General features: G+C 59.8%; 12 protein-coding genes. 5 read left to right on the forward strand and 7 right to left on the reverse strand.

Features of this window, described 5'->3' with window-relative positions; translation table 11 throughout:
* Window positions 1–16 precede the first annotated feature (16 nt).
* Together QLG10_RS26550 and QLG10_RS26555 are read right to left on the reverse strand one after the other, a co-directional pair.
* Window positions 17–400 (reverse strand): PaaI family thioesterase, encoded by a 384-nt coding sequence (locus QLG10_RS26550; protein WP_020795796.1) that lies wholly within the window; start codon window positions 398–400, stop codon window positions 17–19.
* Window positions 400–2724 (reverse strand): Tex family protein, encoded by a 2325-nt coding sequence (locus QLG10_RS26555; RefSeq protein ID WP_188265102.1) that lies wholly within the window; start codon window positions 2722–2724, stop codon window positions 400–402. The genes QLG10_RS26550 and QLG10_RS26555 overlap by 1 nt, the downstream gene beginning before the upstream one ends.
* 360 nt (window positions 2725–3084) lie before the next feature.
* On the opposite strand from QLG10_RS26555, the gene ompR reads away from it, so the two are divergent.
* On the forward strand, window positions 3085–3825 hold the full coding sequence (gene ompR, locus QLG10_RS26560) for a two-component system response regulator OmpR (RefSeq protein ID WP_020795794.1): 741 nt from the start codon (window positions 3085–3087) through the stop codon (window positions 3823–3825).
* 128 nt (window positions 3826–3953) lie between these two features.
* Window positions 3954–5267, forward strand: a complete 1314-nt coding sequence (locus QLG10_RS26565) for an ATP-binding protein (protein WP_110751877.1) — start codon at window positions 3954–3956, stop codon at window positions 5265–5267.
* Window positions 5268–5382: 115 nt separating this feature from the next.
* On the opposite strand, the gene rimK is transcribed toward QLG10_RS26565, so the two are convergent.
* Both rimK and QLG10_RS26575 read right to left on the reverse strand, forming a co-directional pair.
* Entirely contained in the window at window positions 5383–6288 is a 906-nt protein-coding gene (rimK, locus tag QLG10_RS26570) for a 30S ribosomal protein S6--L-glutamate ligase (protein WP_020795792.1), read from the reverse strand.
* Window positions 6285–6704 carry an ATP-dependent zinc protease gene (locus tag QLG10_RS26575; protein WP_231989933.1) on the reverse strand — a complete coding sequence of 140 codons (420 nt, stop codon included), beginning with the start codon at window positions 6702–6704 and terminating at the stop codon, window positions 6285–6287. The genes rimK and QLG10_RS26575 overlap by 4 nt, the downstream gene beginning before the upstream one ends.
* 276 nt (window positions 6705–6980) lie before the next feature.
* Here QLG10_RS26575 and QLG10_RS26580 point away from each other — a divergent pair, with 276 nt between their 5' ends.
* The 3 genes from QLG10_RS26580 (at window position 6981) to QLG10_RS26590 (ending at window position 10223) form a co-directional block, all read left to right on the forward strand.
* Window positions 6981–7385, forward strand: coding sequence for a S4 domain-containing protein (locus QLG10_RS26580; RefSeq protein WP_046815335.1), 405 nt, complete (start codon window positions 6981–6983; stop codon window positions 7383–7385).
* A gap of 214 nt (window positions 7386–7599) precedes the next feature.
* Window positions 7600–8502, forward strand: a complete 903-nt coding sequence (hslO, locus tag QLG10_RS26585) for an Hsp33 family molecular chaperone HslO (RefSeq protein WP_110751879.1) — start codon at window positions 7600–7602, stop codon at window positions 8500–8502.
* 179 nt (window positions 8503–8681) lie between these two features.
* A complete protein-coding gene (locus QLG10_RS26590; protein ID WP_110751881.1) occupies window positions 8682–10223 on the forward strand; it encodes a phosphoenolpyruvate carboxykinase in 1542 nt (513 codons plus the stop codon).
* Between the two features lie 60 nt (window positions 10224–10283).
* Here QLG10_RS26590 and QLG10_RS26595 read toward each other — a convergent pair whose 3' ends face one another.
* The 3 genes from QLG10_RS26595 to QLG10_RS26605 form a co-directional block, all read right to left on the reverse strand.
* Window positions 10284–11138 carry a DMT family transporter gene (locus QLG10_RS26595; protein WP_282488298.1) on the reverse strand — a complete coding sequence of 285 codons (855 nt, stop codon included), beginning with the start codon at window positions 11136–11138 and terminating at the stop codon, window positions 10284–10286.
* A 43-nt stretch (window positions 11139–11181) separates the two neighbouring features.
* A complete protein-coding gene (locus tag QLG10_RS26600) occupies window positions 11182–11535 on the reverse strand; it encodes a DUF1493 family protein (RefSeq protein WP_110751883.1) in 354 nt (117 codons plus the stop codon).
* 97 nt (window positions 11536–11632) lie between these two features.
* Window positions 11633–11926 (reverse strand): hypothetical protein, encoded by a 294-nt coding sequence (locus QLG10_RS26605; RefSeq protein ID WP_248678841.1) that lies wholly within the window; start codon window positions 11924–11926, stop codon window positions 11633–11635.
* Window positions 11927–12122 lie beyond the last annotated feature (196 nt).

Genomic DNA, 12122 nt, shown 5'->3' on the forward strand with positions numbered 1-12122 from the left:
AATCGATGACATCTAGCTACAGGACAGCGAACGTGCCTTGTGCTTTTGCGACCAGTTTGTCGCCTTGCATCACGTCGGCTTCGACCACCAGCGTGCGGCGGCCCGGGTGGATAACCCGCGCCGTGCACATCACCTCGCCGTCGGCGACGGCGCGGATGTAGTTGATCTTGCACTCGATGGTTGCGCTCTGCTGGTCAAAGCCGTGGGTGCTGGAACAGGCCAGCCCCATGGCAATGTCCACCAGGCTGAACAGGGCCCCGCCGTGCAGCTTGTTGGCGCGATTGCGCAGTTGTGGCTCAAGCGCCAGGGCGACTTGCGCCACCCCGGTTTCCAAGCTGTGCAAACGGCAACCCAACAGCTTGAAAAATGCGCTTTCGGTGTACCCGGCAGGGATATCCATCAGCGCTTCTTCAGCTGTTTGGCGTTGGCGAACAGTGACGCCATGGCGTTGTTGCTCGGCGCTGCAGTGGTGGTTTCCTTGCGCGGTGCCGCGTTCTGGGATTGGCGTGGCGCCGAGCCAGGACGTGCGCCTCGGGCACCGTCGACTTTCTCGCCCGGGGTGTCGCTCATGCGCATCGACAGGCCCACGCGCTTACGCGGGATGTCGACTTCCATGACCTTCACTTTCACCACGTCACCGGCCTTGACCGCTTCCCGTGGATCCTTGATGAACTTCTCCGAAAGCGCGGAGATGTGCACCAAACCATCCTGATGCACGCCGATATCGACGAATGCACCGAAGTTGGTGACGTTGGTTACGACGCCTTCGAGGATCATGCCCAATTCCAGATCCTTGAGGTCTTCGACGCCTTCCTGGAACTCGGCGGTCTTGAACTCGGGGCGCGGGTCGCGGCCGGGCTTTTCAAGTTCTTGCAGGATGTCGGTGACCGTTGGCAGACCGAAAGTTTCGTCGGTGAACTTCTTCGGGTCGAGGCGCTTGAGGAACGCGGCATCGCCGATCAGCGAACGGATGTCGCGGTCGGTCTCGGCGGCAATACGCTGTACCAGCGGATAGGCTTCCGGGTGCACTGCCGACGAATCCAGTGGGTTTTCGCCGTTCATGACGCGCAGGAAACCTGCGGCCTGCTCGAAGGTTTTTTCGCCCAGGCGCGCGACTTTCTTCAGTGCAGCGCGAGTCTTGAACGCACCGTGTTCGTCGCGATGGCTGACGATATTCTGCGCCAGGGTCGCGTTGAGGCCGGAGATCCGCGCCAGCAGCGCTACGGAGGCAGTGTTGACGTCGACGCCCACGGCGTTCACGCAGTCTTCGACCACGGCGTCCAGGCCCCGCGCCAGTTTCAACTGCGACACGTCATGCTGGTATTGGCCGACTCCGATGGATTTCGGGTCGATCTTCACCAGCTCGGCCAGCGGATCCTGCAGGCGACGGGCAATCGACACCGCGCCACGGATCGACACATCCAGGTCCGGGAATTCCTTGGACGCCAGTTCCGATGCTGAGTAAACCGATGCGCCGGCTTCGGAGACCATGACCTTGGTCATCTTCATGGCTGGGTATTTTTTGATCAGTTCGGCGGCCAGCTTGTCGGTTTCACGACTGGCGGTGCCGTTGCCGATGGCGATCAGGTCCACCGAATGCTTGGCGCACAGGGCGGCGAGCACGGCGAGGGTCTGGTCCCACTTGTTATGAGGCACGTGCGGGTAAACCGTGGCGTGATCGAGCAGCTTGCCGGTGGAATCGACCACCGCAACTTTGCACCCGGTGCGCAAGCCCGGGTCGAGGCCCAGAGTCGCGCGCGGGCCGGCCGGAGCCGACAGCAGCAGGTCGTGCAGGTTGTGGGCGAACACGTTGATTGCCTCGGTTTCCGCGCCGTCGCGCAGTTCGCCCAGCAGGTCGGTTTCCAGGTGGGTATAGAGCTTGACCTTCCAGGTCCAGCGCACCACTTCACCCAGCCATTTATCGGCGGCGCGGTTCTGGTTCTGGATGCCGACGTGCTGGCCGATCATGCCCTCGCACGGGTGCATGGTGCCCGGCAGTTCATCGCCAACTTTCAGGGCGGAGCTGAGAATACCTTCGTTGCGGCCACGGAAAATCGCCAGCGCGCGGTGCGACGGCATGCTCTTGAGCGGTTCGTCGTGTTCGAAGTAGTCGCGGAACTTGGCGCCTTCCTCTTCCTTGCCAGCAATGACGCGGGCACTGAGGGTGGCTTCCTGCTTGAGGTAACTGCGCAGCTTGTCCAGGAGGCCGGCGTCTTCGGCGAAGCGCTCCATGAGAATGTACTTGGCGCCTTCGAGGGCGGCCTTCACATCGGCCACGCCTTTTTCGGCGTCGATGAAGCGGGCGGCTTCGGTTTCCGGGCTCAGGGTCGGGTCGTTGAACAGGCCGTCGGCCAGTTCGCCGAGGCCGGCTTCCAGGGCGATCTGGCCCTTGGTGCGGCGCTTCTGCTTGTACGGCAGGTACAAGTCTTCGAGGCGGGTCTTGGTGTCTGCGAGCTTGATGTCGCGTTCAAGCGCAGGGGTCAGCTTGCCTTGCTCTGTAATGCTGGCAAGGATGCTGATGCGCCGTTCGTCGAGTTCTCGCAGGTAGCGCAGACGCTCTTCCAGATGACGCAATTGGGTGTCATCGAGGCTGCCGGTCACTTCTTTCCGGTAACGGGCGATGAAGGGAACGGTAGAACCTTCATCGAGTAGCGCGACGGCCGCTTCGACCTGTTGTGGGCGTACACCGAGTTCCTCGGCGATGCGGCTGTTGATGCTGTCCATAAAACCACCTGACAAATTGTGAAAGCAGGCCCGCAGGCGCAACGATGAGGCCTTGGCGAGTCTGGTTGAGCGGCCTGGCCTGCGCCGCTACCTGGATCAAAGGTATCCCGTTGACCCGTGAAATCGAACAATTACTGCCGGCGCCATGAAAATAAAAAGCGGCCAACCGGGGTAACGATCAGACGTTGCCTGACACAAAAGGCCGCGCATTATAACCAGCGTTCTGTCATTCGGGGGCATCGCAGGTTGTAGGCATAATCACCGGATTTCTGGCGATAAAGGAAAAATCTGCTAACAATGCACACGGTGCGTATAACGGCAGCTACGCCATAATGCGCGCCGAGATCAAAGGAGCATCCAATGAGCAGCACTGCAAACATTGCTGAAGGCGAAAAAATTCTTATTGTTGACGACGATCCAGGCCTCAGCAGCCTGCTTGAGCGTTTTTTTGTCAGCAAGGGCTATCGTGCCCGCGCCGTGCCGAACACCGAACAAATGGACCGCCTGCTGGCGCGTGAAGTGTTCAATCTGGTCGTCCTCGACTTGATGCTGCCTGGGGAGGACGGCCTGACCGCTTGCCGCCGCTTGCGTGGAGCGAACAATCAAATCCCGATCATCATGCTGACCGCCAAGGGCGATGAGCTGAGCCGGATCAAGGGCCTGGAACTGGGCGCCGACGATTACCTGGCCAAGCCGTTCAATCCGGACGAGCTGATGGCCCGCGTAAAAGCCGTCCTGCGTCGTCAGTCGGCTCCGGTGCCTGGCGCGCCAGGCAGTGAAGACGAAAGCGTGACCTTCGGTGACTACGAGCTGTCCCTGGCCACCCGCGAACTCAAGCGTGGTGAAGAAGTGCACATGCTCACTACCGGTGAGTTCGCAGTGCTCAAGGCGTTGGTGATGAACGCCCGCCAGCCATTGACCCGGGACAAGCTGATGAACCTGGCCCGTGGTCGTGAGTGGGATGCTCTGGAGCGCTCCATTGACGTGCAAATTTCCCGTCTGCGCCGGATGATCGAACCCGATCCGTCCAAGCCGCGTTATATCCAGACCGTCTGGGGTGTGGGTTACGTATTCGTTCCGGATGGCGCCGCCACGAAGTAATTGGCGAAGTGATCGTCGATTTGTAGGCGCGAGTTTGTGCGGGCAGAGGGCCTGATGGCCTTGCCCGCAGACTCTCGACCGGCAATGTGCGAGCATCGCTCACTCCTGCACGTGTTTAACGGTTGCCCATGAAAACCCCGGTTTGGTTTCCCCAGAGTTTCTTCTCCCGCACCCTTTGGCTGGTGCTGATCGTCGTCCTGTTTTCCAAGGCGCTGACCTTGGTTTATCTGCTGATGAACGAAGACGTGCTGGTTGACCGCCAATACAGCCATGGCGTCGCCTTGACGCTGCGCGCCTACTGGGCGGCCGATGAAAACAATCGCGAAAAGATTGCCGAGGCTGCAACCCTGATCCGGGTGGTCGGCGCCGGCGTGCCTGAGGGAGAACAACACTGGCCCTACAGCGAGATCTATCAGCGGCAGATGCAAGACGAACTGGGGGCCGATACCGAAGTGCGATTGCGCATGCACTCGCCTCCGGCGCTGTGGGTCCGGGCGCCCAGCCTGGGCGATGGCTGGCTGAAAGTGCCACTGTATCCGCACCCGTTGCGTGGCCAGAAAATCTGGAACGTGCTCGGCTGGTTCCTCGCCATCGGCCTGCTGTCCACGGCTTCGGCGTGGATCTTCGTCAGTCAGCTCAACCAACCCCTCAAGCGCCTGGTGTATGCCGCGCGGCAACTCGGCCAGGGGCGCAGCGTGCGCCTGCCGATCAGTGATACACCCAGTGAAATGACCGAGGTTTACCGCGCCTTCAACCAGATGGCCGAAGACGTCGAGCAGGCCGGTCGCGAGCGCGAACTGATGCTGGCCGGGGTCTCCCACGACCTGCGCACTCCGCTGACCCGGTTGCGCCTGTCGCTGGAACTGATGGGTGACCATAACGATCTTACAGACGCCATGGTGCGTGATATCGAGGACATGGACGCCATTCTCGATCAGTTCCTGGCGTTCATTCGCGATGGGCGTGATGAGTCGGTGGAGGAGGTGGACCTGAGCGATCTCGTCCGTGAAGTCGCCGCGCCGTACAACCAGAACGAAGAAAAGGTGCGTTTGCGTCTTGAGCCGATTCAACCGTTCCCGTTGCGTCGGGTGTCGATGAAGCGGCTATTGAACAATCTGATTGGCAATGCGTTGAATCACGCGGGCAGTGGGGTTGAGGTGGCGGCGTATGTCTCGGGGGATACCAGTGCGCCTTATGTCGTCCTGAGCGTCATGGACCGTGGCGCCGGGATAGATCCATCGGAGCTGGAAGCGATTTTCAACCCGTTCACCCGGGGCGACCGCGCCCGGGGCGGCAAGGGCACGGGACTGGGCTTGGCAATTGTGAAGCGAATTGCTTCGATGCATGGCGGCAATGTTGAATTGCGCAACCGTTCCGGCGGCGGCCTGGAAGCGCGGGTGCGCTTGCCGTTGGGGCTGATGCTACCGCGGGATGCCGTCTAACCCGATCACTCCCACGCTCTGCGTGGGAATGCAGCCCTGGACGCTCTGCGTCCCTTTCAAAGCCGAACGCGTCCGTTGAGGCGTTCCCACGTAGCGCGTGGGAACGGTCGGTGTGTTAACCCTTGCCTTTGGTCCGGGTCATGTTCGGCCCGCCATTCTTCTCCAGATGCTCGATGATGATCCCCGCCACGTTCTTGCTGGTGGTGGTTTCGATCCCCTCCAGGCCTGGCGACGAGTTCACCTCCATCACCAGTGGCCCGTGATTGGAGCGCAGGATATCCACCCCGGCCACGGCCAGGCCCATCACTTTCGCCGCGCGCAATGCCGTCATGCGTTCTTCCGGGGTGATCTTGATCAGGCTGGCGCTGCCACCGCGATGCAGGTTGGAACGAAATTCCCCGGGTTTGGCCTGGCGTTTCATGGCTGCAATGACTTTGTCACCCACCACGAAGCAGCGAATGTCGGCGCCGCCCGCCTCCTTGATGTACTCCTGAACCATGATGTTCTGCTTGAGGCCCATGAATGCCTCGATCACCGACTCCGCCGCCGTAGCGGTTTCGCACAGCACCACACCGATACCCTGGGTGCCTTCCAGCACCTTGATCACCAATGGTGCACCGTTGACCATTTCGATCAGGTCGGGAATATCGTCCGGCGAGTGGGCAAAACCGGTGACCGGCAATCCGATGCCCCGACGTGACAGCAATTGCAGCGAGCGCAGCTTGTCCCGCGAGCGAGCAATGGCCACCGATTCGTTGAGTGGAAAAACCCCCATCATTTCGAACTGGCGCAACACCGCGCAGCCGTAAAACGTGACCGAAGCACCGATTCGCGGGATCACCGCGTCGAAGCCTTCCAGTGGCTTGCCGCGGTAGTGGATCTGCGGCTTGTGACTGGCAATGTTCATGTAGGCGCGCAGGGTATCGACCACCACCATTTCATGGCCGCGTTCGGTACCGGCTTCGACCAGGCGGCGGGTGGAATACAGACGCGGGTTCCGCGACAGCACAGCGATCTTCATGCAACACCTGTGGAGGAGGTAGATACCGGGAACACCGGCTTGTCTTGTACATACTTGATGCCGGGATTGACTACCAACTGGCCATCAATCAGGGCTTTGGAACCGAGCAGCAGGCGATAGCGCATGGATTTGCGGCAGGCGAGCGTGAACTCGACCCGCCAAACCCGATCGCCGAGGGCCAGGGTGGTGCTGATCACGTATCGCACCTGCGCATGACCGTTGGAGCTTTTAATGGTTTTTCTCGTCACCAGTGGTGCTTCGCAGCGGCGGTGACGCAACTGCACCACCGTGCCCAGGTGCGCGGTGAAACGCACCCACTGCTCGCCGTCACGGTCGAAAGTCTCGATGTCGGTGGCATGCAGGCTGGAGGTGCTGGCACCGGTGTCGATTTTTGCCCGAAGGCCCGCGACTCCCAAATCCGGGAGCGCCACCCACTCGCGCAGACCGACAACGGTCAAATGGTCAAATGTCTTCAAAGTTGCTCAACCGGTAGAAACCGCTCTGGCCGCACGCGGCCGAATTCGCGGTATTCACGCAGAATAATGGTTAAAAGGCGACAGATATCTACGGCCCGGATTTCCAGCCTCACGGGGAGGTTCTGGAATGTCTGCATTGTAATCCGAGACGGCGTAATTCTTGGTACGAGAGAAACGGTAGTACAGTTCATCAATATTTCAGAACGAGGAAATCCCATGGCACAAAAAAACGACGAGGATGACAAAGTCCGGCTGGATAAATGGTTATGGGCGGCGCGTTTTTACAAAACCCGTGCCTTGGCCAAGGCGGCGATTGAAAGCGGCAAAGTGCACTGCCGGGGTGAACGCTGTAAACCGGGCAAGGAGCCGCGCATTGGCGATGAATTTGTGATTCGCACCGGTTTCGAGGAGCGCACGGTGGTGGTCCAGGCGCTGTCGATCGTGCGCCGTGGTGCACCTGAAGCACAGACGTTGTACGCCGAAACCGAAGCCAGCATTGCCAAGCGCGAGAATGCCGCGGCCGAGCGCAAGGCAGGCGCCCTGGGCGTGAGCACTGATGGCAAACCGAGCAAGAAACAGCGGCGGGATCTGTTCAAGTTTCGTGGCAGCAGCAACGAATGATTGACCCGGCCGCCGATCGCGCGAGTCGGGCCAAGGACTTGTAATTGCGCCTGTGCGTAGCCATATGAGGTAATTGGTCTGCCGAGCATGTGCCATTCGTCGTAAAGCGCGCACAGCCACCGGTCTTCAGGCCACAACCCGGCAGCCATACGCTATAGCCAAGGCGTAACCTCGTTCTGTAACCATTTTTGTCACCCATTCAGATACCAGACTTATGACCGACTTACCGGATAACGACTTCACCCAACGCTTCATCTTCGATGACAGCGACACCCGTGGCGAGATGGTTTCGCTGGAACTCAGCTACGCTGAAGTCCTGGCCAAACACGCCTATCCGGAGCCGGTTGCGCAACTGCTCGGCGAACTGATGGCGGCTGCGGCGTTGCTGGTCGGCACCTTGAAGTTCGATGGCCTGCTGATCCTTCAGGCCCGCTCCGAAGGCCCGATTCCATTGCTGATGATCGAGTGCTCCAGCGAGCGCGACATCCGTGGCCTGGCCCGCTACGAGGCTGACCGGATTGCCCCCGATGCCACCCTGGCCGACCTGATGCCGGATGGCTCGCTGACATTGACCATCGACCCGCGGCAGGGCCAGCGCTATCAGGGCGTCGTCGATCTGGATGGCGAAACCTTGTCCGACTGCTTCACCAACTACTTCGTCATGTCCCAGCAGATTGGCACCCGCATCAAGCTCTGTGCCGATGGTCGCCGCGCCCGTGGCCTGTTGCTGCAGCAGTTGCCCGCCGATCGCCTGAAAGACGAGGAAGAACGTGCTGCCAGCTGGCAACACCTCACCGCGCTGGCCACCACGCTGACAGCCGATGAATTGCTGGGCCTGGACAACGAAACCGTGCTCCATCGTCTCTATCACGAAGAGCAGGTTCGTCTGTTCGATGTGCAGAAACTGCGCTTCCGTTGCAGCTGCTCGCGCGAACGTTCAGCCAATGCGCTTGTCAGTCTGGGTATGGAAGACGCGCAAAACCTGGTGCTCGAACATGGCGGTAATATCGAGATCGATTGCCAGTTCTGCAACCAGCAGTACCTGTTCGATGCCGCCGATGTCGTTCAATTGTTCGCGGGTGCGGGTGTTGAGACGCCGTCAGATACCCGGCACTAAAACGGTTCAGCGCAGGTAAATTCACTGGAAAGTACCGCAATAGCGCCGTTACGACGGGAGGGCCCTACTTTTTTTGGGCTTTTCTGGCATAATCCGGCCCACTTTTTTCGCGGTAGTAGTGCACGACTTTCTACTACAAAACGTTTGGAGCACTCGGCCACTGGCCGACGGGGAACCTCATGACGCAAGCCAATAACGCCGTGTACACCGATCTGAGTGTTGATGATCTGGTCAAAGAAGCCCTCAACCGCGGTGAAGGCGAGCTTGCCGATACCGGCGCACTGGTTGTACGTACCGGTCACCGTACCGGCCGTTCGCCAGTCGATCGTTTCATCGTTGATGAGCCAACCACCACGGGCGCCATCGCCTGGGGCCCGATCAACCGCAAGTTCCCGGCTGACAAGTTCGATGCCTTGTGGAACCGCGTCGAGGCGTTCAACAACGCGCAAGAGCACTTTGTTTCCCACGTGCATGTAGGTGCCGCTTCCGAGCACTACCTGGCCGTGAAGATGACCACCCAGACTGCTTGGCAGAACCTGTTTGGCCGTTGCCTGTTCATCAACCCGGCACAGTACAACCCGGCTGGCCGTGAAGAATGGCAAGTGCTCAACGTTGCCAACTTCGAATGCGTTCCAGAGCGTGATGGCACCAACTCCGACGGTTGCGTGATCATCAACTTCGCGCAGAAGAAAGTGCTGATCGCTGGCATGCGTTATGCCGGTGAAATGAAGAAAGCCATGTTCTCGGTGCAGAACTTCCTGCTGCCGGCTGCCGACGTACTGCCAATGCACTGCGCCGCCAACATCGGCGAAGAAGGCGACGTGACTCTGTTCTTCGGTCTGTCGGGTACCGGCAAGACCACCCTGTCCGCCGACGAAAGCCGTTACCTGATCGGTGACGACGAGCACGGCTGGGGCGAGGGCGTGGTGTTCAACATCGAAGGCGGTTGCTATGCCAAGTGCATCGACCTGTCCGAGAAGAATGAACCGGTTATCTGGAAAGCCATCAAGCACGGCGCGGTCCTGGAAAACGTCGTTATCGACGACGCCAAGCACGCCGACTACGCCGATGTCAGCCTGACCCAGAACAGCCGCGCCGCCTATCCGCTGGAGCATGTTGCCAAGCGTTCCGAGAAGAACCTCGGTGGCGAGCCGAACGCTGTGATCTTCCTGACCTGCGACCTGACCGGCGTGCTGCCGCCCGTGTCGATCCTCAACGAAGAACAAGCGGCCTATCACTTCCTGTCTGGCTACACCGCGCTGGTGGGTTCGACTGAAATGGGTTCGGGCAGCGGCATCAAGTCGACCTTCTCCACCTGCTTCGGCGCACCGTTCTTCCCGCGTCCGGCTGGCGAATACGCAGAGCTGCTGATCAAGCGCATCCGTGGCTTCGGCTCCAAGGTCTACCTGGTCAACACCGGTTGGACCGGCGGTGGCTATGGCGTCGGCAAACGCTTCAACATCCCGACCACCCGCGCGGTGATCGCAGCGATCCAGAGCGGCGCGTTGATCGGTACCGAGACCGAGCACCTGGACACCATCAACCTCGACGTGCCAGTGGCCGTACCGGGCGTTGAGACTGGCCTGCTGAACCCACGTAACACCTGGGCCGATAAAGCCGCCTACGACGAAGCCGCCAAAGCACTGGCCGGCCTGTTCATCGAGAACTTCAAGAAGTTTGAAGTGAGCGACGCGATCAAGGCTGCCGGTCCTAAGCTGTAAGCGCTGGATTGAAGCCATGAAAAAGCCGCCCTTCGGGGCGGCTTTTTTGTGCGCGGCGTTTCAGGTTTTCAGATGCAGGACAAACGCCCCCACCAACACCAGCACAACCCCTGACACCTGCACCTTACCGAGACGCTCCTTGAAAAAAACATACCCCAGGATCGCCGCAATCCCGCCAGACAATGTACTGATCACCGTCACCACCGAAACCGAGCCTGCCACAGCGCCCCAGGCAAATGACGAAAAACCGCCGAGGTTCATCAGGCTGGCACCGGTCAATGTCAGGCAATTTTTAAGCGGCGGGAGTTTCAGGCCGTCATCGATTCTGAGCACGATGCCTACCAGCACGATCAGCCCGACAAGATACGCGAGCCAGAGCATCGTCACCGGTCCAAGTACTGGCAGGACAAAACGACCCTGCAGCCAGAAGCTGGTGCCGTAGAACACCGCCGCCAGCAGCGCATAGGCAATGGAACTGCTCGCCTGCGTGCTGTGTGGCACCTTCGGGTCGGAATGCATGCTGGAGAGGACCACGCCAATGACGCAGAGGGCGATGCACAGCAACTGCAGCAGGCTGATCTGCTCACCGCCAGCCCAGGACAGCAACGTGGTCACTACGCCGTAGGAGGTCACCAGCGGGGCGACGATGGAAGCTTTACCCAGGGCGAAGGCCTTGGACAAGGCCAACGCACCAGACACGGTCAGCACAGCGGCAGCGACGCCGATCAACCAGACTTCAAGCGGTGCGGCCATGGACCGGAGAATGAATACGGGGAAGAGTATCAGCAGCAGGCTCATGATGGTAAAACCCAGCGCCTGACCGAAATACACGGCACGTTTGACGCCAACCGCTCGGGCGTTCAAGCCCACCAGAAAATCCGTACCGCCCCACAGTAAGGCGGCTAGCAAACCCATCAATACGTCCACGCAATTTCCTTATTGTTATGCGCCGCGGACGCTACAGGCCTTCCAGCTCCCGGGTGTCCCAGCATTGAGCCTTGATCGCTCGGTAGAGCATGCCGATGGTCAATGGTTCCTTCTTGCCGCGACCCTTGGCTTTACGCTTGAGAAAGACATCGTAGCCTTCGGGGTGAAAGTAGCGATAGCTGTCGTAGTCGACGAAATCGATGGCGAAGTGCTCTTCAAGGGTTTCGATCAAGTGTTGTGCATCGGCACCGTTGCAGCCGAGGTCGAAGTTGATCGAGGTGCTGAGGCTGATCGTTTTTCGTTCGGGGAGGCCGAGTTCTTCGTGCAGTAGCTGGATGAGTAGGTGAAGGGCGGGGTCGTCGGGGAGGTTGGGGGCGAGGTTCATTGCGGGGTGTCCGGGTGGGCTTGAACAGATCTTATGGGTCGTTGGACTGGAGTGGAAGGATTGAAACCGACGCTCATCCCGCAGAACCCCGTTCACTTCAGGTAACGGTGGTTTTGAGCAGGCGTTGCCGGGCGATGTCGAGCAGGTCGTTGCCATCCTGGGTCAACAGATACAACGCATTGACGATGTTGGGAATGTCGCTGGCGTCGGCTTGTTTGAAGCACAGGCAATACAAAGTTTCCAGCAGGTCGCTGGCGGCACGGATGCGTTGGCGGGCGGCGTCGAGGATTTCCAGGGGGTCGGCCTCGGTGTCGATCACCAGCACTGGGGTTTCACTGTTACTGGACTTGAGCAGGTGATAGCGGTCAGCCAGTGGATCTGTGGTGTTCATCAAAGTGGGTCCTGTGCGAAATCGGCAAGCGTGCACGGCAGGCCGAGACACGTTTTCAGCCGCGCCGAAAACTATAGGAGGGTGCGTGGCCATGCGACAAGACGGCGTTGATGGACGGATTTTGTAGGGTATTTACCGTTTTTTGAGGATGGGACTACGTTGGCGCTGGTTTTTGTACGCGAAACGATTAGAGGTA

Source organism: Pseudomonas sp. V98_8 (assembly GCF_029967975.1).
GTDB classification, from domain to species: Bacteria; Pseudomonadota; Gammaproteobacteria; order Pseudomonadales; family Pseudomonadaceae; genus Aquipseudomonas; species Aquipseudomonas umsongensis.